The following is a 24,489-nucleotide window of genomic DNA, read 5'->3' on the forward strand; positions in this document are numbered from 1 at the left end:
GTTACGGGGTTCTGGGCTTGGGAAAAATTGCTATATTTCGACCATGACGACGACCACGCATAGTCTCGCATCCGGAGCCGGTTGGCATGTGACGGATGTGATCTGCACGGCCGGCGCCGGCCGGCCGTTCGAGGAGGCGCATCAGGATTTCTGTGTGGCTGCAGTCACCAGCGGCACGTTCCGCTACCGCGCCCAACAAGGAACGGCGATGCTGGCGCCCGGCGCGCTCCTGCTCGGCAATCCCGGCACATGTTACGAATGCGGGCACGAGCATGGCGGCGGCGATCGTTGCCTCTCGTTCCATTTCAGGCCGTCCTACATGGAGCGGATCGCGGCTGGCGTGCCGGGCGCCAGGAAGCTGGCTTTCGAGGCGGCGCGCCTGCCGCCTTTGCCGGTCCTGGCGCCACTCCTGGCCGAGGCGGAGACCGCGCGCGAGACGGCCGACATCGACGCCTTCGAGGAACTTTCCCTCCGCATGGCCGGTGCTGCCGTGGCCACAGCCTCTGGCGCTATGCATGTCAGCCGCGCGCCGAGCCGCCGCGACCAGAAGCGGGTGGCCGAGGCAGTGCGGTGGATCGAACTCGATGCCGAGGGGCCGGTTTCCCTTTCAGCGCTTGCCGATGGGACGGCGACCAGTCCGTATCATTTCCTGCGCATCTTCCGGCAGGTGGCGGGCATGACCCCCTACCAATTCCTGCTCAGGACGCGATTGCACAGGGCCGCGGTGCGGCTACGCATGTCGGACGATACGGTTTCCGCGATCGCTTTCGGCGCTGGCTTCAGCGATCTGTCGACCTTCAATCGTCGTTTTCGGCGGATCATGGGGCAGACGCCAAGCCAGTATCGCAGCCGCCCTGGCGCATAGGTCGTTTCTGCTTGGTGAATCGGCCCGGTGCACCGCAAGGCAGACACGCAGGCTTTTGCGTCAGGGCGGTGAAAACCGCCTTGGCCATATCGTCGCAATCATCGGTATCCATTTGAAATTACCATCAAAAATGACACTGGAAAAGTGCCGTGAAGGTTGGAGTTTCGGGCTTGCTTCCTATATAAGCACCAAGTGATTCCTGATTAGATTGTGATCCGATTTGACCGACCAGAAGACACCGCGCGGCGCCGACGGCGGCCCCACCGGCATCGAGCCGATATCCATCGTCGAGGAGATGCAGCGCTCCTATCTCGATTACGCCATGAGCGTGATCGTCAGCCGTGCGCTGCCGGACGTGCGCGACGGCCTGAAGCCGGTGCATCGCCGCATTCTCTTCGCCGCCCATGAGAGCGGCTACCATTGGAACCGCAAATATGTGAAGTCGGCGCGTCCTGTCGCCGACGTGATGGGTAAATACCATCCGCATGGCGATGCTTCCATCTATGACGCCTTGGTGCGCATGGCGCAGGACTGGTCGTTGCGCGTTCCGTTGATCGACGGGCAGGGCAATTTCGGCTCCATCGACGGCGATCCGCCTGCGGCGATGCGCTACACGGAAGCGCGGCTGACCAAGGTCGCGCACGAGCTCCTGGAGGATATCGACAAGGATACCGTCGATTTCCAGGACACGTATGATGCTTCCGGCAGCGAACCGAAGGTTCTGCCGGCACGTTTTCCCAACCTTCTGGTCAATGGCTCGGGCGGCATCGCCGTCGGCATGGCGACCAACATCCCGCCGCACAATCTCGGTGAAGTCTGCAATGGCGCCATCGCCATCATCGACAATCCGGCGATCGACCTGCCGGCGCTGATGGAGATCATTCCGGGGCCGGATTTCCCGACCGGTGGCATCGTGCTTGGCCGTTCGGGCATTTACAGCGCCTATTCGACCGGCCGCGGCTCCATCGTCATGCGCGGGCGCGTCAACATCGAACAGCGCGGCAACGACCGCGAGTCCATCATCATCACCGAAGTTCCCTACCAGGTGAACAAGTCGTCGATGATCGAGAAGATGGCTGAACTGGTGCGCGACAAGCGCATCGAGGGCATTTCCGATATCCGCGACGAGAGCGACCGCCAGGGGTACCGGGTCGTCATCGAGCTGAAGCGCGACGCCGTTGCCGACGTCATCCTCAATCAGCTCTACCGCTTCACGCCACTGCAGACCTCTTTCGGCGCCAATATGGTGGCGCTGAATGGCGGCAAGCCGGAAGTGATGAACCTGACCGATATGCTGAAGGCTTTCGTCGCCTTCCGCGAGGAGGTGATCACAAGGCGGACGAAGTTCCTGCTGCGCAAGGCGCGCGATCGCGCCCATGTGCTGGTCGGTCTCGCTATCGCAGTCGCCAACATCGACGAAGTCATCAAGCTGATCCGCACCGCGCCGGATCCGCAGACGGCGCGTGAGCAGTTGATGGAGCGGCGCTGGCCCTCTGGCGACGTGGAATCTCTGATCCTCCTGATCGATGACCCACGCCACCGGATCAACGAGGACGGTACCTACAATCTGTCCGAGGAGCAGGCGCGCGCCATCCTCGAGCTGCGCCTGCAGCGCCTGACCGCGCTCGGCCGCGACGAGATCGCCGACGAGTTGAACACGATCGGCGCCGAAATCATCGATTATCTGGACATTTTGTCTTCCCGCGCGCGCGTCCAGCAGATCGTCAAGGACGAGCTTGCCGCCGTGCGCGACGAGTTCGGCACGCCGCGCCGCACCGAGCTTACCGACGGCGGTTCGGACATGGAAGACGAGGATCTGATCCAGCGCGAAGACATGGTCGTGACGGTGAGCCATTCCGGCTACATCAAGCGCGTGCCGCTGTCGCTCTACCGGGCGCAGCGCCGCGGCGGCAAAGGCCGCTCCGGCATGTCGACCAAGGAAGAGGATTTCGTCACCCGGCTGTTCGTCGCCAACACCCATACGCCGGTGCTGTTCTTCTCCTCGCGCGGCATCGTCTACAAGGAAAAGGTCTGGCGGCTGCCGATCGGCAATCCGCAGTCACGCGGCAAGGCGCTGATCAACATGCTGCCGCTGGAGCAGGGCGAGCGCATCACCACCATCATGCCGCTGCCCGAGGACGAGGCCAGCTGGGGCGAACTCTACGTCATGTTCGCCACCACGCGCGGCACCGTGCGCCGCAACGATCTATCCGACTTCGTCCAGGTCAACCGCAACGGCAAGATCGCCATGAAGCTGGAGGAAGAAGGCGACGAGATCCTCGGCGTCGAAACCTGCACCGACAAGGACGACGTGCTGCTGACCGCCAGTTCCGGCCAGTGCATACGCTTCTCCGTCGGCGACGTGCGCGTCTTCCAGAGCCGCAATTCGGTCGGTGTGCGCGGCATAACCATGGCCGAGACCGACCGCATCATCTCGATGTCGGTGATCGAGCATGTCGATGCTTCGCCGGCGGAACGCGCCGCTTACCTGAAGCGCGCGGCGGCGGAGCGGCGGCTTGCCACGGAAACGGCCGGAGAAGAGGAAGAGATCGCGCTGACCAATGAGGAGATCGGCGAGGAGACAGAGCTTTCCGACAGCCGATACGAAGAACTCAAGGCGCACGAACAGTACGTGCTGACGGTGACCGAATTCGGCTACGGCAAGCGTTCGTCGTCCTATGATTTCCGGCTGACCGGACGCGGCGGCAAGGGCATCCGCGCCACCGACGTGTCGAAGGCGGCCGAGATTGGCAGGCTGGTGGCGACCTTCCCGGTCGGCAATGACGACCAGATCATGCTGGTGTCGGACGGCGGCACCGTCATCCGGGTGCCGGTCAACGGCATTCGTTTCGCCAGCCGCGCCACCAAGGGCGTGACCATCTTCAACACGGCTGAAGGCGAAAAGGTGGTTTCGGTCGAGCGGATCTCTGAACCGCAAGCGGACGAAGAAAGCGAAGAGACCGTCGAGGGCGGTGCCGATGCCGCTGCGGCGTCTGACGCCGGTCCGGAGGGTGCGGACTAAGTCCGGCACCCACGTTGTGACATGGCAACGCCGGCCAACTGGCCGGCGCGGCAGCAAGTTCAGGCTTTATCAGTAGTGGCGATATGGCTTACGCGGGCCGAAGCCTTCGAAGCGCTTGGTGTTTGCCTTGACGCGGATGCGTTGTGCCTCCTGATGCAGCCCAAATACGGTGGCGATCAGCATGGCGACGGTCATTGCGGTGGCGAGGATGTAGATCAGCATGTGCGTGTTCTCCTGCGCCTAACAACGGATAGATGGGATTTTGGTTTCATCTAATTAAGGTGCAACCTAGTGAACGCTGCGTGAAGGCTTCGTGATCAGCGTGTTCATCTGTCGTTCATGTGCCGGAAAAGGTTCACGGCCGGCGCGCCGATCGGATTTGCCTTTGCGAGAGAGGCTCGCTAGAGCCTGTTCCATCTTGGTGGACGGAAGATGGAACAGGCTCTAGCTTTCATTTGAGCATGATCTCTAGGACAAACGAAAAACCGTTTGTCCGCAAAAACCGGTTTCCACTTTTTGGGATCATGCATTAGAAGCACCTGCCATGACCGAACGCATTGCCCTCTATGCCGGCTCCTTCGACCCGCTGACCAACGGCCATCTCGATGTGCTGAAGGCATCGCTGGCCGTGGCCGACATCGTCTATGCGGCGATCGGCATCCATCCGGGCAAGCAGCCGCTGTTTTCCTTCGAGGAGCGGGTGAAGCTGATCGAGACGGCGACGAAGACGGAATTCGGCAGCGATGGTGCCCGTATCAAGGTCGTCGCCTTCGACGGGCTGGTCATCGACGCCGCCAGGAAGCACGGCGCCTCGATCATGATCCGCGGCCTGCGCGACGGCACCGACCTCGACTATGAGATGCAGATGGCCGGCATGAACGAGACTATGGCACCTGAGTTGCAGACGGTTTTTCTGCCCGCCAGCCCGTCCGTGCGCACCATTACCGCCACACTTGTCCGCCAGATTGCCTCTATGGGAGGCAACATCCGCCCCTTCGTGCCGGCGGCGGTTGCCGGTGCGCTCACCGCCAAATTCGCGAAATAAGATTCCGGAGATAGATATGCAGCTGAAAAAGCTCGCCTCGTTCCTCGTTGTGCTTGCCGGCCTTGTGACCGCATCGGTCTCGGCCTTCGCCGCCGACCCGGAAAACACCATGATCATCACGCTGAAGGATGGAGACGTCACCATTGCGCTTCGGCCCGATCTGGCGCCAAAGCATGTCGAGCAGATCAAGAAGCTGGTGCGCCAAGGCGCCTATGACAACGTCGCCTTCCACCGCGTCATAGACGGCTTCATGGCGCAGACCGGCGACGTCAAGTTCGGCAATATGAAAAAGGGTTTCAGCGCCGAGGCCGTCGGCACCGGCGGTTCCGACCTGCCCGACCTGCCGGCCGAATTCTCGCAGACCGAACATTACAAGCGCGGCGTGGTCGGCATGGCCCGCTCGCAGGACCCCAATTCGGCCAATTCGCAGTTCTTCATCATGTTCGCTCCGGCACCGCCGCTCGACGGCCAGTACACCATCGTCGGCAATGTCGTCAGCGGCATGGAACTGGTGGATCACATCAAGAAGGGCGACCAGGCGGATAACGGCACGGTCTCCGACCCCGACCGGATGATCAAGGTGCGCATCGCCGCAGACAAGTAAAATTGTCAAATAACTCTGTTTTCTCAAAAGGATATCCGACATGGCCGAAATCAAGGACCGCGAGAACGCGCTCATCATGGAAACGACCAAGGGCACGGTCGTCATCGAACTTTTCCCCGACCTGGCGCCGGGCCACGTCTCCCGCATCAAGGAACTGGCTAGGGAAGGCGCCTATGACGGCGTGGTCTTCCACCGCGTCATCGAAGGCTTCATGGCCCAGACCGGCGACGTCAAGTTCGGCAATTCGAGCAAGCCTTCCTTCGCGCCGTCCCGCGCGGGCATGGGCGGCTCTGAGAAGCCGGACCTGAAGGCCGAATTTTCCAACGCCAACCATGGCCGCGGCACCTGCTCGATGGCCCGTTCGCAGAACCCGAACTCGGCCAATTCGCAGTTCTTCATCTGCTTCGACGACGCCGCCTTCCTCAACCGCCAATACACGGCCTGGGGCCAGGTCATCGAAGGCATGGACAATGTCGACAAGATCAAGCGCGGCGAGCCGGTGCAGGATCCCGACAAGATCGTGTCGCTGAAGGTCGCGGCCGACGTCAAGTAAGGGCAAACGACAATGATGGGCGTCGTCTGGTCGCTTCTCGGCATCCTGTCCGGCGCCTTCATTGCCATTCAGGCGCCAATCAATTCGCAGCTGGCGCGCGGCCTGGGTCTCCCGGTCGCGGCGGCTGCGTTTTCGTTCCTGTCGGGCGCGATCGTGCTCGGCATCATCTCCGTTACGGTGGTGAAGCTGCAAGGCATCTCGCTCGACTGGAAAGCGCCGGCGCCCTGGCTGTTCGTGGCCGGCGGCATGCTCGGCGGTTTCTATGTCACGCTGTCGACGATCCTGACGCCACGCATAGGTGCTGCCGCGCTGATGGCGTTTCTGGTCGCCGGCCAGTTGCTGGCCGGCATGCTCATCGACCGCGTCGGCTTCCTCGGCGTCGCGGTGCGTGAAATCTCGCTGGGACGCGTTGCCGGCGCGGTGCTGCTCTTGGCCGGAGCGCTGCTCGTCCGGCTCTACTGATGCGCGTCGATCTCTTTGACTTCGAGCTGCCGGAGGAGCGCATCGCGCTCCGCCCGGCGCAGCCGCGTGACAGCGCCAAGATGCTTCTGGTCAAGCCCGGCGAAGGGCTCGAGGACCGGACGGTTGGCGACCTGCCGTCCTTGCTCAGGGCCGGCGACGTGCTGGTGTTCAACGACACCAAAGTCATTCCGGCGCAGCTCAAAGGCATAAGGCGGCGGGGCGAGGCGACGGCGCAGGTCGAAGCCACGCTGCATATGCGCATGGCGCCGGACCGCTGGCTGGCCTTCATGAGGCCGGGCAAGCGCATTGCCGCCGGCGACCGCATCCATTTCGGCCATGACGGCAATTCCTGTTTCCTCGGTCATCTCGACGCCACGGTGATTGAGAAAGGCGAGGGCGGCGAGGCGCTGCTTGGCTTCGACCTGTCGGGGCCGTTCCTCGACGAGGCGCTGCACGCGGTAGGCCATATTCCGCTGCCGCCCTATATCGCCTCGAAACGCGACGACGACGAACGCGACCGGGCCGATTACCAGACCATCTATGCAAGCGAGGAAGGCGCCGTCGCGGCTCCGACAGCGGGCCTGCATTTCACGCCGGAGCTTTTTGAAGCGCTTGACGCCAAAGGCGTCGAACGCCGCTTCGTCACCTTGCATGTCGGCGCCGGTACGTTCCTGCCGGTGAAGGCGGACGACACCGCCGACCACAAGATGCATGCCGAGACCGGGTCGGTCAGCGAAGCCACTGCGGACGCCCTGAATGCCGCAAGAGCAAGGGGCGGGCGCATCGTTGCTGTCGGCACGACCTCGCTGCGTCTGCTGGAGAGTGCGGCGCGTGAGGACGGTACTCTGGCTGCGTGGTCCGGCCCGACCGATATCTTCATCACGCCCGGCTACCGTTTTCGCACCGCCGACATGCTGATGACCAATTTCCATCTGCCGCGCTCGACGCTGTTCATGCTGGTTTCGGCCTTCAGTGGCCTCGACACGATGCGCGCGGCCTATGCGCATGCGATCGCGAACCGTTACAGGTTCTACTCCTATGGAGACGCAAGCCTGCTTTATCGAGCGGAGACGAGCGATGGACGATGATCTGCAAGCCTTTGACCGCGATGCGCTGATCGCGGAAGTGAAAAAACTGCGCGCCGGCATTCGCCAGCACCGCGATTCCACCGGCCATGAATTGTGCTGGCATCACCCCGATCTGTGGGACCTCCTGCCGGAGAAGACCGAACCATCGATCGCCGTGCCGCCCTGGCCAAAATTCATGCGCGGCTGCATCCACTACCGCCAGTCGCTCGACAAGCAGGCGCCGGACGCCCCGGTCCACGACAAGGAATTCAATGGCTAAGCAGTTCAGCTTCAAGGTTCTGGCAATCGACGGCAAGGCGCGGCGCGGCGTGATCGACATGCCGCGCGGCGAAATCCGCACGCCGGCCTTCATGCCGGTCGGCACCGGCGGTACCGTCAAGACGATGTATATGGACCAGGTGCGCGGCGTCGGCGCCGACATCATCCTTGGCAACACCTACCATCTGATGCTGCGGCCAGGCGCCGAGCGTGTGGCGCGGCTCGGCGGCTTGCATGAATTCGCCCGCTGGCCGCATCCGATCCTGACCGACAGTGGCGGTTTCCAGGTCATGTCGCTGTCGAAGCTGAGAAAGCTGACCGAAAAGGGCGTCACCTTCCGCTCGCATATCGATGGCGCCGCCTACGAGATGTCGCCGGAGCGGTCCATCGAGATCCAGGGACTGCTCGATTCCGATATCCAGATGCAGCTCGACGAATGCACGGCGCTGCCGGCCGAAATGAAGGAGATCGAGCGCGCCATGGAGCTGTCGCTGCGCTGGGCCGAGCGCTGCAAGACGGCGTTCGGCGACCAGCCGGGCAAGGCGATGTTCGGCATCGTGCAAGGCGGCGACAACGCAGCGCTGCGGGTGCGATCGGCGCAGGCGCTGAGCGCGATGGAGTTGAAGGGCTATGCGGTCGGCGGCCTGGCCGTCGGCGAACCGCAAGCGGTGATGCTCGAGATGCTCGACATCACCTGTCCGGAGCTGCCGGCGGACAAACCGCGCTATCTGATGGGCGTCGGCACGCCTGACGATATCCTGAAATCGGTGGCGCGCGGCATCGACATGTTCGACTGCGTGATGCCGACACGGGCCGGCCGCCACGGCCTCGCCTATACAAGGCGCGGCAAGGTCAATCTGCGCAACGCCCGCCATGCTGACGATCCGCGCCCACTGGACGAGGAAAGCGACTGCCCGGCCGCCCGGGACTACTCACGCGCCTATCTGCATCATCTGGTGCGCTCGCAGGAAGCGCTCGGCGCCATGCTTTTGACGTGGAACAACCTGTCCTACTACCAGAAACTGATGCAGGACATCCGCGCTGCGATCGAGGCTGGCACCTTCGAGGCGCGCGGCGCCGAAATCACCGAGGGCTGGGCGAGGGGCGATATCCCGTTGCTGTAAGGCCTCAAGTGCTGAGCGAATTCGAGGCGCGCAGGCTGCAGCCGGTGATCTGGAACGTGCCGTCGGGCTGCTGCTGCAGCGTATAGACCGCCTCGTAATCCTTGCCATCGGGGCCGACGATCAGCACCTGCTGGACGATCGAACCCGGACCGGTCTCCTCGACCTTGCCGAAGGAATAAGTCTGCGGCTTGCGCACCGGCGGATAGCCGTTGGTCACCATGTTCATGAAGGCATCGACGGTCGGGAAGATCCGCTTCACATTCGGGGCGGCGAAGCTGTAGGCGGTGGCGCCGTCATTGGCGATGAGGGCCTTTAGCTGACCGTCGATGACGGACTGGCCTGCCTTGATCTCGGCATCGCCGGCCAATGCCGACGACACCCAGAGGAATGGAACGACTGCGAATGCGAAAAAGGCGCGGCGCATGGCCTGTCTCCGTTGTCCCGCGAAACATCTTCCCTTGAAATGGTGCTGTCCGAAGACGCATCATAACATACGCTTGGCAGCGCATCGCGGTTTCAGCGATCGCGAATAATCGCTGGCGCTCGGCGGCAGGTTGCATGCTGGCGGAGAGCTGCGGCAGGTCGCAGCCCAGGCCTGGGCCGGCAGAGTACGGATTCCAGCGCTTGAAAGCCCGCCTCCAGTCTGCCAGAAGGGCCGCTGGACTTGGACGTTTAGCGGGACGAAGCCATGAAGGCGTTTTTCGTGCAGATCAAATGCGAGCTCGGCAAATCCTATGAGGTTGCCAGCGCGCTTGCCGATGCCGAGATCGCCTCGGAAATCTACTCCACCGCCGGCAACTACGATCTGCTCGCCAAATTCTATGTCGACGACGAGGAAGACGTCGGCCATTTCGTCAACGAAAAGGTGCAGATTCTCCCCGGCATCAAGGACACGTTCACCGTCGTCACGTTCCGTGCTTTCTAGCTGGTAAACGCATTTGCCCGGGCACGAGGCAAAGGCTGATCAAGGTCATATTTCAGCTGCCTCAATTTTAGGCAGGCGCAACATACTGATCGCCCGTATCTCTCAAATCACCGATTGCGCTTGATTTTCTCCGGCGACGCCAGTGAAATGGCGTCACAGGGGAGTATGCGATTGGCAGCGTTCGATGAAATGCTTCCGGAAGTCTCCGGATTGAGAAGACCGTATTCGGCGTATGATCGCTGGCTGAAGGAGCAGGATCCAGCCAGGCTGACCGAGAAGATGCAGGACGCTGAACGCGTCTTCCGCAAGACCGGCATCACCTTCGCCGTCTATGGTGAGCAAGAAGCCTCCGAGCGGCTGATCCCGTTCGACATCGTTCCCCGCATCATTTCAGGCAATGAATGGCGGCGCCTCACGCAGGGCATCGAGCAGCGCGTGCAGGCGCTGAACGCCTTCCTCGACGACATCTACCATCGCCAGGAAATCCTGCGGGCAGGGCGCGTACCCAGGGAATTGATCGCCAGGAATGAGGCATTCCTGCCGGAGATGATCGGGGTCAGGCCGCCGGCCGGCGTCTATACCCACATCATCGGCGTCGACATCGTCCGCATCTCGGAGGACGAGTTCTACGTGCTGGAGGACAATGCGCGCACGCCGTCCGGCGTCTCCTACATGCTGGAGAACCGCGAGACGATGATGCAGCTGTTCCCCGAGCTGTTCCAGAAGATCAAGGTGCGGCCGGTGGAAAACTACCCGCAGCTTCTGCGCCAGTCGCTGGCGGCGGTGCGGCCGCAAAGCACCAAAGGTGCGCCGACCATTGCGGTGCTGACGCCCGGCAGCTTCAATTCCGCCTATTTCGAACACGCCTTCCTTGCCGACCAGATGGGCGTGCAACTGGTCGAAGGCCAGGACCTGCGCGTGGTCGACGGCCATGTCGCGATGCGCACGACGGAAGGCTACAAGCAGATCGATGTGCTCTACCGCCGCGTCGATGATTCTTTCCTCGACCCGTTGACGTTCCGTCCGGATTCCGCACTTGGCATACCCGGCATCATGGATGTCTATCGCGCCGGCAACATCACCATCGCCAATGCGCCGGGCACCGGCATCGCCGACGACAAGGCGATCTATTCCTACATGCCCGAGATCATCGAGTTCTACACCGGTCGCAAGGCAATCCTGGGCAACATTCCGACCTGGCGCTGCTCGGAGCCCGACAGCCTGAAATACGTGCTCGAACACATCGACGAACTGGTGATCAAGGAAGTGCACGGTTCCGGCGGCTATGGCATGCTGGTCGGGCCTGCGGCAACCAAGAAGGAATGCGAGACCTTCGCCAAGAAGTTGGCGGCCAAGCCATCGAATTATATTGCCCAGCCGACGCTGGCGCTGTCGACATGCCCGATCCTGACGGAAAAAGGGCTGGCGCCGCGCCACGTCGATCTCAGGCCCTATGTGCTGGTCTCCGACCGCATCCAGATCGTGCCTGGGGGCCTCACACGCGTCGCGTTGAAGGAAGGTTCGCTGGTTGTGAACTCGTCGCAGGGCGGCGGGACGAAAGATACTTGGGTGTTGGATGATTGAGACGAGTGAGTAGGGAATAGTCAGTAGTCAGTAGCGGAAATAGAGGGACAGGAATGCCATATTTCATTGAGATTCAATTGCTTAATATTCACTACTCACTATTCGCCACTCACTAGCCCGAAGGGCCACTTCATGCTTTTAGGCCGCACCGCAAACGGGCTCTATTGGATGAACCGCTATATCGAGCGGGCGGAAAACATGGCGCGCTTGGTCGATGCCGGCCTGCGCATGGCGCTGACCCGCACCCAAAGCGCCTCGGAAGAGTGGAATTCGGTGCTGCTCAGCGCTGGTTCCGACGTCACCTTCAGCCAGAAATATTCCGACTATACCGCCGCCAATGTCGCCGACTTCCTGTTGCGCGACACGTCGAACCCATCGAGCACGATGTCGTCCATCGAGACAGCCCGCAACAATGCCCGCATGGTGCGCACCGCGCTGACGCGCGAGACCTGGGAAAGCATCAACGAAGCCTGGATGGCGCTGAAGCGGATGCTGGCCAAGCCGATCGACGAGCGCGACCTGCCAAGCGTGCTCGACGCCATCAAGCGCGAGACGGCGCTGATCCGCGGCTCGTTCTACGGCACCATGCTGCGCAACGAGATCTTCGACTTCTCGCAACTCGGCACTTACGTCGAGCGCGCCGACAACACGGCGCGCATCCTCGACGTGAAATATTATGTGCTGCTGCCGTCGATCTCCTGGGTTGGCTCGACGCTCGACAATTATCAGTGGGAATCGATCCTGCGTTCGGTCTCGGCGCATCGCTCCTATCGCTGGGTCTACGATGCTGATTACAAGCCGACCAACATTGCCGACTATCTGATCCTCAATGTCCGCATGCCGCGTTCGCTGATGTTCTGCTATCGCTTCCTGTCGGAGCATCTGAAATTCCTCGGCGACGATTACGGCGAGCGCCATGCCTGCCACGCAACGGCCGAGAAGACGCAGACAATGCTGAGAGCCGGGTCGATCAAGGATATCTTCGATACCGGGCTGCATGAATTCCTGGCCAATTTCATTCGCGACAACACCAAGCTGGGCGACGAAATCGCACAAGATTATCGGTTCAATTGAGCATGGTCCCGAAAGGTGGAGCCGGTTTTCTTAGACAAACGGAAACCGTTTGTCCGGAGATCGCGCTCACAAACGGAATAGAAGCATGCGGCTGAAGATTACCCACCGAACTGAGTACCGTTACGATACGCCGGTGCACTATCTGTTGCAGCGGCTGCGGCTGCTTCCAGTCAGCGGGTCGACGCAGACCGTTCTGTCCTGGGCTCTGGCGATCGAAGGCGCGCGCGAAGAGGTCCGCTTTGTCGACCATTTCGGCAACGACACAAGGCTGTTGAGCGTCGAGGGCGAGCGCGACTTCATCACGGTGGAGGCGTCGGGCGAAGTGGTGACGCGCGACACCGCGGGCGTCTCGGGGCCACACCAGGGCTTCACGCCGCTCTGGCTGTACAGCCATGAGACACCATTGACGGTGATCGGCAGCGGTATCCGCGAACTCGCCGCATCGGTTGGCAAGGGCAGCGACATCGAACGGCTGCACCGGCTGATGGCTGTCATCGGCGAGCGCGTTGTCTACACGCCCGGCACCACCAATGCGACGACGCCGGCGGAGGAAGCCTTGGCGCTCAAGACCGGGGTCTGCCAGGATCATACCCATATCTTTGCCGCCGCCGCCCGCGCCATGGGCTTTCCGGCCCGCTATGTCAGCGGCTATCTGATGCTGGATGCGACGGTCGAGCAGGCCGCAAGCCATGCCTGGGCCGAAGCGCATGTTTCGGGTCTCGGCTGGGTTGCCTTCGATGCCGCCAATGGCATCTCGCCCGACGAGCGTTATGTAAAGGTGGCGACGGGCCGCGATTACCGCGACGCGACGCCGGTGTCGGGAATTCGGCTGGGAGAGGCGGAAGAACAGCTTGCGGTCACCGTTACGGTGGAGCAGTAATCCTCGCAAGATTGCTGCCGAGCGATTCATCGTTTCAAGGAAACGCCGAACCGCTCTATCCCCTTGTTTTAACGCAATTCCGGACGGAAAACCGCTTCACACTTTTCCTGGAATTGCTCTAGAAGAGATTCCATGACCTATTGCGTTGGCCTGAAGATCGACCGCGGGCTCGTGTTCATGTCCGACACGCGCACCAATGCAGGCATGGATTCCATCTCCACCTTTCGCAAGATGCATGTCTGGGAAGAGCCGGGCGAACGCGTCATCGTTTTGATGTCGGCGGGCAATCTGGCGACGACGCAGGCCGTGGTCAGCCTGCTTGACGAGCGCACCAAGGCAGTCTCCGAAAGACATTCCACACTGCTCGAAACGCCGTCGATGTACCAAACGGTCCGCATTGTTGGCGACACGGTCAAGGAGGTTATCGCCAATTCGTCACCCGCTGGCGAGAAGGCGGATTCCTATTTCAATGCGTCCTTCATCCTCGGCGGTCAGATCAAGGGCAGCGAGCCGCGCCTGTTCATGATCTATCCCGAAGGCAATTTCATCGAATCGACCGATGACACGCCGTTCTTCCAGATAGGCGAGACCAAATACGGCAAGCCGATCATCATCCGCGCCTACGAAAAGACGATGAGCCTCGCCGAGACGGTGAAGCTGCTTTTGGTGTCTTTCGATTCGACGTTGAAGTCGAACCTGTCTGTCGGCTTGCCGCTCGACCTGCTCTTCCTGGAGAAGGACGCTTTCAAGGTCGGATTGAAGAAGCGGATCGGCCAGGACGACCAGTATTACCGCACGATCTCCGACGGCTGGTCGAATGCGCTGAAGACGGCTTTTGCCAGCCTGCCGGATTTCCCTGGCTGAGGCGTGCGGCATCCGTTGCTGGTTGCATATATTTCACGCGTTAATTAATAAGAGATCAACCGCGACGGATGGTAGCGATGGATCATGTCGGGAGGACAGGATGAACAATGATGATTTCCGGCAATGGTCGCGGCGCGCCGCCGACTGGGGCGCTGACTATCGCAACAATCTGCGCGACCGCCCCGTGCGGCCACTGGTAGAACCCGGCGCCATTTCTAGAAGCATCGAGGTTTCGCCGCCCGAAGACGCCGAACCGATGGACCGGATCTTCGCCGATTTCGAAGAGAAGATCCTGCCGGGAATGACGCATTGGCAGCATCCGCGCTTCTTCGCCTATTTCCCGGCCAATGCGGCGCCGGTTTCGGTGGTGGCGGAATATCTGGTTTCGGCGATGGCCGCGCAATGCATGCTGTGGCAGACGTCGCCGGCGGCGACCGAACTCGAAACGCGCACCGTCGACTGGATGCGCCAGGCGCTCGGTCTGCCGGAAGGCTTCTCGGGCGTAATCCAGGATTCAGCCTCATCGGCGACGTTGGCCGCGGTGCTGACCATGCGCGAACGGGCACTCGACTGGCAAGGCAACAAACAGGGCCTGGCAGGGCAGGCGCGGCTGCGCATCTACTCCTCCGACCAGGTGCACACTTCGATCGACCGGGCGATCTGGGTGTCCGGCATCGGCGAGGACAATCTCGTGCGCATTCCCGTCAGCGGCCGCTTTCGCGCCATGGACACGGCCGCGCTCGAGGCGGCAATCGTCGCCGACCGGGAAGCCGGCATGCTGCCGGCGGGCATCATCGCTTGCGTCGGCGGCACCAGCACTGGCGGCACCGACGACATTGCTGCGGTTGCCGAGGTGGCACGGCGGCATGGGCTTTATCTCCATGTCGATGCTGCCTGGGCGGGATCGGCGATGATCTGTCCGGAATATCGGCATTTCTGGACAGGCGTCGAAGGCGCCGATTCGATCGTTTTCAATCCGCACAAATGGCTGGGCGCTCAGTTCGACTGCTCGATCCAGTTCCTGCGCGACCCTGAAAGCCATGTCAGGACGCTGGCCATCAAGCCGGATTATCTGAAGACGCACGGTCATGACGGCATCATCAACTATTCCGAATGGTCGGTACCGCTCGGCAGGCGATTTCGCGCGTTGAAATTATGGTTCCTGCTGCGCGCCCATGGCCTGGAACGCCTGCGCACGATGATCCGCAATCATGTCGCGTGGAGCGAAGGGCTGGCGGCGCGGCTGGCAAGGGAGCCGGATTTCCAGATCGTCAGCGAACCGATGCTGTCGTTGTTCTCGTTCCGGCACAAGACCGCAACCGACGGGGACGAGCACAATCTGCGCCTTGTCAATGCGATCAACGACGATGGCCGCATCTACCTGACGCAGACGAAGGTTGATGGACTGATCGCAATCCGGTTCCAGGTCGGACAGTTCGAGGCGACCGCCGCCGATGTCGAAACGGCTTTTGTGGTGATTACTGAAATCGCACGTGGCCTGGGTCGCTGATTTCGTTAGCCGGCTTCTGCCTTTTCATCGGTTTCGTTTTCGACTATAGACAAGAAAAACGAAAACGGGAGGTTGCCCATGTATCTGTCGCCGCGCCATGCCGAGATTATCCAGATGGCCAAGGATCACGGCCGCGTGCTGGTCGATGATCTGGCCAACCACTTCAATGTGACGCCGCAGACCATACGCAAGGACCTCAACGATTTGTGCGACCAGCGGCTGCTCTCGCGCATCCATGGCGGCGCGCTGTACCCCTCCGGCATCGAGAACATGGAGTATGAGGCGAGACGCAAGATTGCCGCCGACGAGAAGGAGGCGATCGGCCGTGCGGCAGCCAGGCTGATCCCCGACAACGCCTCGCTGTTCATCAACATCGGCACCACGACCGAGTCGGTCAGCAAGGCGTTGCTCGATCACAACGGTCTCATGGTCATCACCAATAACATCAATGTTGCCAATAGGATGCGGATATATCCGTCGATCGAAGTGGTGATCGCCGGTGGTGTCGTGCGCGGTTCCGATGGCGGTGTGGTCGGCGAGGCGGCGGTCGATTTCATCAGGCAGTTCAAGGTCGATTACGCGGTGATCGGCGCATCCGCCATCGACCATGACGGGGCCTTGCTCGACTTCGATTTTCGCGAGGTCAAGGTGGCGCAGGCGATCATCGCCAATGCAAGGCATGTCATCCTGGTTTCCGACCAGACCAAATTCGAGCGAACCGCACCGGTGCGCATCGGCCATCTGTCGCAGGTCAACACCTTCATCACCGACCGTTGCGACATCCCCTCGGTGCGCAAGATCTGCCAGGAGGCCGAGGTTCAGCTGATCGAGACGTCGCTCGCCTAGGCGGTTTTTCAGCTGATATCACGCGCCCGTGATATTTCGTTTGACATTCGTTATCATTTCGAAATAATTCCGACACGGTTTCGTAAAAGCCCAAAAATGGTGCAATGCGAAATCGCTGGAGGAATTTGTGGACGCATCTCCGATCCGTGACATTTTCGTCATAGGCGGCGGCATCAATGGCTGCGGTATCGCCCGCGACGCCGTCGGGCGTGGCTTTTCCGTCTTTCTCGCCGAGATGAACGACCTCGCCAGCGGGACCTCCTCGGGCTCGACCAAATTGATTCATGGCGGCCTGCGCTACCTCGAATTCTACGAATTCCGCCTGGTGCGCGAGGCACTGATGGAGCGCGAGGTTCTGTGGAAGAACGCGCCGCACATCATCTGGCCGATGCGCTTCGTGCTGCCCTATGCCAAGGGCCTGCGCCCGGCCTGGCTGATCAGGCTCGGTCTCTTCCTCTACGACCACATTGGCGGGCGCAAATTGCTGCCGGCGACCCGGACGCTGGACATGGCCAGGGATCCGGCCGGCAAGCCTTTGAAGCCGCTATTCAAGAAGGCCTTCGAATACTCGGATGGCTGGGTCAATGACGCGCGGCTGGTGGCGCTGAACGCACGTGATGCCGCCGACCGCGGCGCGACAGTCCGCACCCGCACGAAAGTGACCGGCGCGCGCCGCGAAAACGGCTTGTGGACGGTCCAGGTCGAGGATCTGCAGACCGGCGAGACCGAGGAGATCAAGGCGCGCCTGCTGGTCAATGCCGCTGGACCCTGGGTCGATCATGTGCTTTCCGGCGTCGTCGGCCTCAACGATGTGCACAATGTCCGCCTCGTGCAGGGCAGCCACATCGTCATCGCCAGGAAGTTCGACGATCCGCGCGCCTATTTCTTCCAGAACAGGGATGGTCGCATCATCTTCGCCATTCCCTACGAAGAAGAGTTCACCCTGATCGGCACCACGGACCAGGATTATCCCGGTGATCCGCATGACGTGAGGATCAGCGACACCGAGATCGACTATCTCTGCGCCGCAGCAAGCGAATATTTCGCTGAAGCCGTCAAGCGCTCGGACATCGTCTGGACCTATTCCGCCGTCCGTCCGCTCTATGATGACGGAGCCTCCAAGGCGCAGGAAGCGACGCGCGACTATGTGCTCAAGGCCGATGGCGGCGAGGGTGCCGCCCCGATCGTCAACGCCTTCGGCGGCAAGATCACCACCTATCGCCGGCTGTCGGAATCGATGCTGGAAAAGATCGAGGGTTTTCTGGGTAAACGCGGCAAGCCGTGGACGGCAAACGCGCCGTTGCCGGGCGGCGATTTCCCGGCCACCGGTTTCGATGCCGAAGTGACGAAACTGAAGACTGCCTATCCGTTCCTCGACGCGCGCCTGGCTCGCCGGCTGACCCGGCTCTATGGCACCCGCGCAAGGATGCTGCTGGGGCTGGCCAAATCGAACGTCGATCTCGGCCGCAACTTCGGCGCCGATCTCTACGAGGCCGAGGTGCGCTATCTCGTTCAAAACGAATGGGCCGTCACATCGGAAGATGTATTGTGGCGCCGTACCAAGCGCGGTCTGCATCTCAGCCGCGAGCAGGTGGCGGCTCTCGATGAATTCATGCACGGCATAAGCCGGCGCCATGTCGCGGCTGCCGAATGAAGAGGGGTTTGAGCTGATGCGGAAGGCCTGGGAGGAGGCGTCATGCTGGAACTGAGAAACGTCACCAAGACGGTCGGTGCTGTCGCGCATATAAGCGATGTGTCGCTGACGCTCCAGCACGGCTCGCTCAATGTCCTGCTCGGACCGACGCTTTCGGGCAAGACCAGCCTGATGCGGCTGATGGCCGGCCTCGACGTGCCAACCTCCGGTTCGATCTGGTTCGACGGCCAGAATGTCACCGGCGTGCCGGTGCAGAAGCGCAAGATCGCCATGGTCTACCAGCAGTTCATCAACTATCCGGCGATGACCGTCTACGAGAACATCGCCTCGCCGCTCAGGGTGGCGGGAACCGATCAGGCGAAGATCGACAAGGAAGTGCGCCATGCCGCAGCACTTCTCAAGCTGACGCCCTATCTCGACCGCACGCCGCTGAGCCTGTCCGGTGGCCAGCAGCAGCGCACCGCACTGGCGCGCGCCATCGTCAAGAACGCCAGCCTGGTGCTGCTCGACGAACCGCTCGCCAATCTCGACTACAAATTGCGCGAGGAACTGCGCGCCGAATTGCCCAGGATCTTCGCCGCCGCCGGCACCATCTTCGTCTACGCCACGACCGAGCCGCACGAAGCGCTGCTGCTCGGCGGCAACACGGCGACGCTTTCCGAAGGGCGCATCACCCAGTTCGGACCGACCATCGACGTGTTCCGCAAACCGGTCGATCTGGTGACGGCCAAGACTTTCGCCGACCCGCCGCTCAACACCATCGTGCTGGCCAAGAAAGGGGGGGATTTCCTGCTGGAAGGTGGGGTCAAACTGCCGGTGCCCGCCGATCTCGCCGGCATTGCCGATGCCATGTACACGGTCGGTTTTCAGCCGCATCACCTGTCGCTCGATCGGCCCAATGCCGCCGCTGTGCCGGTGCGCGCCAAGGTGACGATCACCGAGATCACCGGCTCGGAAAGCTTCATCCATCTCGATTTCGCGGACGCGCGCTGGGTCATGCTGACCCACGGCATCCGCGACTTCGAACCCGACGCCGAGATCGAGGTGTTCATCGATCCGCGCCACATCATGGTCTTCGACGAGCACGGCCGTGCCGTGGCCGCGCCGAAGCTGGCGGCTTGAGGGGAAAGATATGGCACGCATAGACGTCAACCATGTCAGGCATTCCTATCTGCCGAACCCTCGGAAGGATGCCGATTTCGCGCTCAGGGAAGTGCACCACACCTTCGAGGACGGCGGCGCCTATGCGCTGCTCGGGCCATCGGGCTGCGGCAAGACCACGCTGCTCAACATCATTTCGGGATTGCTGCACCCGTCGCACGGTCAGTTGCTGTTCAACGGCAAGGACGTGACCAATTTGTCGACGCAGGAGCGCAATATCGCGCAGGTGTTCCAGTTCCCGGTCATCTACGACACCATGACCGTCTACGACAATCTGGCCTTCCCGCTGCGCAATCGCGGCGTGCCGGAAGCCGATGTCGACCGCAAGGTGCGCGAGACGCTGGAGATGATCGACCTGGCGTCCTGGGCGAAGAAGAAGGCGAGGGGCCTGACCGCCGACCAGAAGCAGAAGATCTCGCTCGGCCGCGGGCTGGTGCGCTCCGACGTCAACGCCATCCTGTTCGACGAGCCGCTGACCGTCATCGACCCGCATATGAAATGGGTGCTGCGTTCACAGCTGAAGCAGCTGCACCGCCGCTTCGGCTACACCATGGTCTATGTAACCCACGACCAGACCGAGGCGCTGACCTTCGCCGACCAGGTCGTGGTCATGTATGACGGCGGCATCGTCCAGATCGGCACGCCGGCCGAACTGTTCGAACGGCCACGCCATACCTTTGTCGGTTATTTCATCGGCTCGCCCGGCATGAACGTCATGCCGGTGGCCATCGACGGCAAGACGGCGACGCTCGGCTCGCAGCGCATCGAACTGCCGGGCGCGCCAAAAGCGGGCAGCGGCGCCATCGAACTCGGCATCCGTCCCGAATATGTCCGGCTTGGCCGCGACGGCATGGCCGTGCAGGTCAGCAAGGTCGAGGATCTCGGCCGCCACAAGGTGGTCCGCGCCAAGCTCGAAGGCCGCGAGATTGCGGCCGTCATCGGTGAGGACGAGACCGTGCCGGCCGATCCGAAGGTGCGGTTCGAGCCGGCCGGCATCAACATCTATGCCGATTCCTGGCGCGTCGAGATGGGGGCATAGATGGAAAAGACCTGGAACAACAAGGCCTGGTTCCTGGTGCTGCCGGTGCTGGTGCTGGTGGCGTTCTCGGCGGTCATCCCGCTGATGACCGTCGTCAACTATTCGGTGCAGGACACTTTCGGCAACAACGTCTTCTTCTGGGCCGGCACCGAATGGTTCGAGGAACTGCTGTCTTCCAGCCGTTTCTGGGAAGCGATGGTCCGCAACCTGATCTTCTCCTTCATCATCCTGGCCATCGAAGTGCCGCTCGGCATCTTCATTGCGCTCAACATGCCGAAAAAGGGCTGGGGCGTGCCGGTCTGCCTGGTCCTGATGGCGCTGCCGCTGCTGATTCCGTGGAACGTCGTCGGCACCATCTGGCAGGTCTTCGGCCGCAACGACATCGGCCTGCTCGGCTACTACGTCAACGCGCTCGGCATCGACTACAACTATGTGCAGGACCCGTTCGATGCCTGGGTCACCGTCATCATCATGGATGTCTGGCACTGGACCAGCCTCGTCGTGCTGCTCTGCTATGCCGGCCTGGTCTCCATTCCGGATGCCTTCTATCAGGCGGCCAAGATCGATGGCGCCTCGCGCTGGGCGGTGTTCCGCTACATCCAGCTGCCGAAGATGAACAGGGTGCTGCTGATCGCCGTGCTGCTTCGCTTCATGGACTCATTCATGATCTATACCGAACCCTTCGTGGTGACGGGCGGCGGTCCCGGCAACTCGACGACATTCCTGTCGATCGACCTCGTCAAGACCGCGCTCGGCCAGTTCGACCTCGGTCCGGCCGCAGCCATGTCGCTGGTCTACTTCCTCATCGTCCTTCTGCTGTCATGGGTCTTCTACACCGTGATGACCAACTACGACGCGGAGCGCTGAGATGACCGGCGCCAACGAAAGAGCCGATAGAGTGAGCGAGACCACAGCAGCGGGCAAACTGGCGAGCACACTCTCGCAGGATCAGGTCGCCCGGCTGATGCGCAAACGCGGCGAGGAATCGCGCTGGTGGTGGATCGTGCCGACGATCTACATCGTCGTGCTTTTGCTGCCGATCTACTGGCTCATCAACATGAGCTTCAAGACCAATGCCGAGATCGTCTCCTCGCTGACGCTCTATCCGCACCAGCCGACGTTCGCCAACTACGTCACCATCTTCACCGACGCCTCCTGGTACTCGGGCTACATCAACTCGATCACCTATGTGGTGATGAATATGGTGATTTCGGTGGCTGCCGCGCTGCCGGCAGCCTACGCCTTCTCGCGCTACCGCTTCCTCGGCGACAAGCACCTGTTCTTTTGGCTGCTGACCAACCGCATGGCGCCGCCGGCGGTGTTCGCGCTGCCGTTCTTCCAGCTCTATTCGGCCTTCGGCCTGATCGACACGCACATTGCGGTGGCGCTGGCGCACTGCCTGTTCAACGTGCCGCTGGCGGTGTGGATCCTCGAAGGCTTCATGTCGGGTGTGCCGAAGGAAATCGACGAAACCGCCTATATCGACGGCTATTCGTTCCCGCGCTTCTTCGTCAGAATCTTCATGCCCCTGATCGCCAGCGGCATCGGCGTGGCCTGCTTCTTCTGCTTCATGTTCTCGTGGGTGGAACTGCTTATCGCCCGTACGCTGACCACCACCGACGCCAAGCCGATCGCCGCCACCATGACCCGCACGGTTTCGGCCGCTGGCATGGACTGGGGCCTGCTCGCCGCCGCCGGCGTGCTCACGTTGATCCCCGGCGCGCTCGTCATCTGGTTTGTGCGCAATTATATCGCCAAGGGCTTCGCCCTGGGGAGGGTTTGACGATGAATTTCGACCTCACCTGGATGGCGTGGACGTGGCCGACGGCGGCCTTTTTCGGGACCATCCTTCTGCTGCTGTGCGGCATGGCGGCTTGGGAATACGCTTCGCCGGGCGGCAATCCGCGCGTCGGCGTGCTGCGCTTCGAGACAACGCGCGGCGACCGTCTTTTCCTGTCGCTGCTTGGCAGCGCCTTTATCCATCTCGCTTGGTTGGGTCTTGTCGGATCCAACCTGTGGTGGGCTCTCGCTCTCTCCGTGGTCTACGCCATTGGCGTGTTCCGCTACGTATAGAGGGGGAAACTGTTGGAGCGACCGCGTGCCGGCGGCCGCTCCAGATCGCACTTGAACCTTAAAACTGTGGAGGAAACACATGCGAAGGCAATTTTTAACATCAACGACGGCCCTTGTCCTGTTGCTGGGCGTGGGCAATGCCTATGCCGGGATGGACGAGGCAAAGGCTTTCCTGGACAAGGAAATCGGCCCGCTCTCGACGCTCGACCGCGCTGGCCAGGAAGCCGAAATGCAGTGGTTCATCGATGCCGCGAAGCCTTTCGCCGGCATGGACATCAAGGTCGTTTCGGAAACCATCGCCACGCACCAGTATGAATCGCAGGTGCTGGCGCCGGCCTTTACCGCCATCACCGGCATCAAGATCACGCATGACGTCATCCAGGAAGGCGACGTCGTCGAGAAGATCCAGACCCAGATGCAGACGGGTCAGAACCTTTATGACGGCTGGGTCAACGATTCCGACCTGATCGGCACCCACTGGCGCTACCAGCAGGTGCGCAATTTGACCGACTGGATGGCGGGCGAGGGCAAGGATGTCACCAACCCGAACCTCGACCTGAAGGATTTTATCGGCACCTCGTTCACGACCGCTCCGGACAAGAAGCTCTACCAGCTTCCCGACCAGCAGTTCGCGAACCTCTACTGGTTCCGTTACGACTGGTTCAACGACGAGAAGAACAAGGCGGACTTCAAGGCCAAGTACGGCTACGACCTTGGCGTTCCCGTCAACTGGTCTGCCTATGAGGACATCGCCGAGTTCTTCACCGGCCGCGAGATCGACGGCAAGAAGGTCTATGGCCACATGGACTACGGCAAGAAGGACCCGTCGCTCGGCTGGCGGTTCACCGACGCCTGGCTGTCGATGGCCGGCAATGGCGACAAGGGCCTGCCGAACGGTCTGCCGGTCGATGAGTGGGGCATTAAGGTCGACGAGAATTCGCGTCCGGTCGGCTCCTGCACGGCGCGCGGGGGCGACACCAATGGCCCGGCCGCCGTCTACTCGATCCAGAAATACCTCGACTGGCTGAAGGCCTACGCTCCGGCGGAAGCCCAGGGCATGACCTTCTCCGAATCCGGCCCGGTTCCGGCGCAGGGCGCGGTTGCCCAGCAGATCTTTTGGTACACCGCCTTCACCGCTTCGATGGTCGATGCCGGCGCCAAGGCGGTGCTGAACGACGACGGTACGCCGAAGTGGCGCATGGCGCCGTCGCCGCATGGCGTCTACTGGAAGGACGGCATGAAGCTCGGCTATCAGGACGTCGGCTCCTGGACGCTGATGAAGTCGACCCCGACCGACCGCGCCAAGGCCGCCTGGCTCTACGCGCAGTTCGTCACCTCGAAGACAGTCGACGTGAAGAAAAGCCATGTCGGCCTGACCTTCATCCGCGAGAGCACGATCCACGACAAGAGCTTCACCGAGCGGGCTCCGAAGCTCGGCGGCCTGATCGAGTTCTACCGTTCGCCGGCCCGCGTTCAGTGGTCGCCGACCGGCACCAACGTGCCTGACTATCCGAAGCTGGCACAGCTCTGGTGGCAGGCGATCGGCGATGCGTCGTCGGGCGCCAAGACCGCGCAGGAAGCGATGGACTCGCTCTGCGGCGAACAGGAAAAGGTCATGAGTCGCATCGAGAAGTCGGGCGTCCAGGGCGATATCGGCCCGAAGATGGCCGAAGAGCATGACCTCGCCTACTGGAACGCCGACGCGGTCAAGAAGGGCAATCTCGCTCCTCAGTTGAAGATCGAGAACGAGAAGGAAAAGCCGATCACCATCAACTACGACGAACTGGTGAAGAGCTGGCAAAAGTAGCCTTGGTGTCGGCGCTCGCGCCAGCATCATGAGAATAGGGGGAGGCGGCAT

The 24,489-nt window shown here is 61.7% G+C and carries 25 protein-coding genes; 23 read left to right on the forward strand and 2 right to left on the reverse strand.

The features are described from left to right. Window positions 1-43: 43 nt before the first annotated feature. Both M729_RS0110445 and gyrA read left to right on the forward strand, forming a co-directional pair. Window positions 44-865 (forward strand): AraC family transcriptional regulator, encoded by an 822-nt coding sequence (locus M729_RS0110445; RefSeq protein WP_027161522.1) that lies wholly within the window; start codon window positions 44-46, stop codon window positions 863-865. 220 nt (window positions 866-1,085) lie between these two features. Then, complete coding sequence (gene gyrA, locus M729_RS0110450; RefSeq protein WP_013531829.1) at window positions 1,086-3,887, forward strand: DNA gyrase subunit A; 2,802 nt, start codon at window positions 1,086-1,088, stop codon at window positions 3,885-3,887. A gap of 69 nt (window positions 3,888-3,956) precedes the next feature. On the opposite strand, the gene M729_RS1000000137055 is transcribed toward gyrA, so the two are convergent. Continuing rightward, window positions 3,957-4,109: a hypothetical protein gene (locus M729_RS1000000137055; protein WP_084652595.1), complete on the reverse strand. Its 153-nt coding sequence runs from the start codon at window positions 4,107-4,109 to the stop codon at window positions 3,957-3,959. 322 nt (window positions 4,110-4,431) lie between these two features. Here M729_RS1000000137055 and coaD point away from each other — a divergent pair, with 322 nt between their 5' ends. From coaD to tgt, 7 genes are all read left to right on the forward strand, one after another. Continuing rightward, the gene (coaD, locus tag M729_RS0110460; RefSeq protein WP_027161523.1) at window positions 4,432-4,932 is read left to right on the forward strand and encodes a pantetheine-phosphate adenylyltransferase; all 501 of its coding nucleotides are present in this window, start codon (window positions 4,432-4,434) and stop codon (window positions 4,930-4,932) included. Between the two features lie 109 nt (window positions 4,933-5,041). Then, window positions 5,042-5,536, forward strand: coding sequence for a peptidylprolyl isomerase (locus M729_RS0110465; protein WP_244506973.1), 495 nt, complete (start codon window positions 5,042-5,044; stop codon window positions 5,534-5,536). Between the two features lie 40 nt (window positions 5,537-5,576). Beyond that, window positions 5,577-6,089: a peptidylprolyl isomerase gene (locus tag M729_RS0110470; RefSeq protein ID WP_027161525.1), complete on the forward strand. Its 513-nt coding sequence runs from the start codon at window positions 5,577-5,579 to the stop codon at window positions 6,087-6,089. Between the two features lie 12 nt (window positions 6,090-6,101). Further along, window positions 6,102-6,551, forward strand: coding sequence for a DMT family transporter (locus M729_RS0110475; RefSeq protein WP_013531824.1), 450 nt, complete (start codon window positions 6,102-6,104; stop codon window positions 6,549-6,551). Then, window positions 6,551-7,639, forward strand: a complete 1,089-nt coding sequence (queA, locus tag M729_RS0110480; protein ID WP_027161526.1) for a tRNA preQ1(34) S-adenosylmethionine ribosyltransferase-isomerase QueA — start codon at window positions 6,551-6,553, stop codon at window positions 7,637-7,639. The genes M729_RS0110475 and queA overlap by 1 nt, the downstream gene beginning before the upstream one ends. Next, a complete protein-coding gene (locus tag M729_RS0110485; protein WP_013531822.1) occupies window positions 7,629-7,898 on the forward strand; it encodes a hypothetical protein in 270 nt (89 codons plus the stop codon). Before queA ends, M729_RS0110485 begins: the two co-directional genes overlap by 11 nt. Next, window positions 7,891-9,021, forward strand: a complete 1,131-nt coding sequence (tgt, locus tag M729_RS0110490; RefSeq protein ID WP_024503503.1) for a tRNA guanosine(34) transglycosylase Tgt — start codon at window positions 7,891-7,893, stop codon at window positions 9,019-9,021. Before M729_RS0110485 ends, tgt begins: the two co-directional genes overlap by 8 nt. A gap of 4 nt (window positions 9,022-9,025) precedes the next feature. Here the strand turns inward: tgt and M729_RS0110495 are convergent, their stop codons facing one another. Beyond that, window positions 9,026-9,445: a DUF4864 domain-containing protein gene (locus M729_RS0110495; RefSeq protein ID WP_013531820.1), complete on the reverse strand. Its 420-nt coding sequence runs from the start codon at window positions 9,443-9,445 to the stop codon at window positions 9,026-9,028. 264 nt (window positions 9,446-9,709) lie between these two features. Here M729_RS0110495 and M729_RS0110500 point away from each other — a divergent pair, with 264 nt between their 5' ends. The 14 genes from M729_RS0110500 to M729_RS0110565 all read left to right on the forward strand — a co-directional run bounded on the left by M729_RS0110500 (window position 9,710) and on the right by M729_RS0110565 (window position 24,438). Then, a complete protein-coding gene (locus M729_RS0110500) occupies window positions 9,710-9,946 on the forward strand; it encodes an Lrp/AsnC family transcriptional regulator (protein ID WP_010909609.1) in 237 nt (78 codons plus the stop codon). Window positions 9,947-10,117: 171 nt separating this feature from the next. Further along, complete coding sequence (locus tag M729_RS0110505; RefSeq protein WP_024503502.1) at window positions 10,118-11,530, forward strand: circularly permuted type 2 ATP-grasp protein; 1,413 nt, start codon at window positions 10,118-10,120, stop codon at window positions 11,528-11,530. Between the two features lie 132 nt (window positions 11,531-11,662). After that, complete coding sequence (locus M729_RS0110510; RefSeq protein WP_024503501.1) at window positions 11,663-12,604, forward strand: alpha-E domain-containing protein; 942 nt, start codon at window positions 11,663-11,665, stop codon at window positions 12,602-12,604. Window positions 12,605-12,689: 85 nt separating this feature from the next. Then, on the forward strand, window positions 12,690-13,484 hold the full coding sequence (locus tag M729_RS0110515) for a transglutaminase family protein (protein ID WP_027161527.1): 795 nt from the start codon (window positions 12,690-12,692) through the stop codon (window positions 13,482-13,484). Between the two features lie 132 nt (window positions 13,485-13,616). Next, window positions 13,617-14,348, forward strand: a complete 732-nt coding sequence (locus tag M729_RS0110520) for a peptidase (RefSeq protein ID WP_027161528.1) — start codon at window positions 13,617-13,619, stop codon at window positions 14,346-14,348. 100 nt (window positions 14,349-14,448) lie between these two features. After that, window positions 14,449-15,858 carry an aspartate aminotransferase family protein gene (locus tag M729_RS0110525; RefSeq protein WP_027161529.1) on the forward strand — a complete coding sequence of 470 codons (1,410 nt, stop codon included), beginning with the start codon at window positions 14,449-14,451 and terminating at the stop codon, window positions 15,856-15,858. A gap of 78 nt (window positions 15,859-15,936) precedes the next feature. Next, the gene (locus M729_RS0110530) at window positions 15,937-16,704 is read left to right on the forward strand and encodes a DeoR/GlpR family DNA-binding transcription regulator (RefSeq protein WP_013531814.1); all 768 of its coding nucleotides are present in this window, start codon (window positions 15,937-15,939) and stop codon (window positions 16,702-16,704) included. A 127-nt stretch (window positions 16,705-16,831) separates the two neighbouring features. After that, window positions 16,832-18,358 carry a glycerol-3-phosphate dehydrogenase gene (glpD, locus tag M729_RS0110535; protein WP_027161530.1) on the forward strand — a complete coding sequence of 509 codons (1,527 nt, stop codon included), beginning with the start codon at window positions 16,832-16,834 and terminating at the stop codon, window positions 18,356-18,358. Between the two features lie 42 nt (window positions 18,359-18,400). Beyond that, entirely contained in the window at window positions 18,401-19,480 is a 1,080-nt protein-coding gene (locus tag M729_RS0110540; protein ID WP_027161531.1) for an ABC transporter ATP-binding protein, read from the forward strand. Between the two features lie 10 nt (window positions 19,481-19,490). After that, window positions 19,491-20,558, forward strand: coding sequence for an ABC transporter ATP-binding protein (locus M729_RS0110545; RefSeq protein WP_013531811.1), 1,068 nt, complete (start codon window positions 19,491-19,493; stop codon window positions 20,556-20,558). Continuing rightward, the gene (locus M729_RS0110550; protein WP_013531810.1) at window positions 20,559-21,425 is read left to right on the forward strand and encodes a sugar ABC transporter permease; all 867 of its coding nucleotides are present in this window, start codon (window positions 20,559-20,561) and stop codon (window positions 21,423-21,425) included. It begins immediately after the preceding gene. A gap of 1 nt (window position 21,426) precedes the next feature. Further along, entirely contained in the window at window positions 21,427-22,341 is a 915-nt protein-coding gene (locus tag M729_RS0110555; RefSeq protein WP_027161532.1) for a carbohydrate ABC transporter permease, read from the forward strand. Next, window positions 22,338-22,631: a DUF2160 domain-containing protein gene (locus M729_RS0110560; RefSeq protein WP_024503495.1), complete on the forward strand. Its 294-nt coding sequence runs from the start codon at window positions 22,338-22,340 to the stop codon at window positions 22,629-22,631. Before M729_RS0110555 ends, M729_RS0110560 begins: the two co-directional genes overlap by 4 nt. A 79-nt stretch (window positions 22,632-22,710) precedes the next feature. Then, window positions 22,711-24,438 carry an ABC transporter substrate-binding protein gene (locus M729_RS0110565; RefSeq protein WP_013531807.1) on the forward strand — a complete coding sequence of 576 codons (1,728 nt, stop codon included), beginning with the start codon at window positions 22,711-22,713 and terminating at the stop codon, window positions 24,436-24,438. Window positions 24,439-24,489: the final 51 nt, after the last annotated feature.

It is taken from the genome of Mesorhizobium sp. WSM1293 (assembly GCF_000513875.1).
Taxonomy (GTDB): Bacteria; Pseudomonadota; Alphaproteobacteria; order Rhizobiales; family Rhizobiaceae; genus Mesorhizobium; species Mesorhizobium ciceri.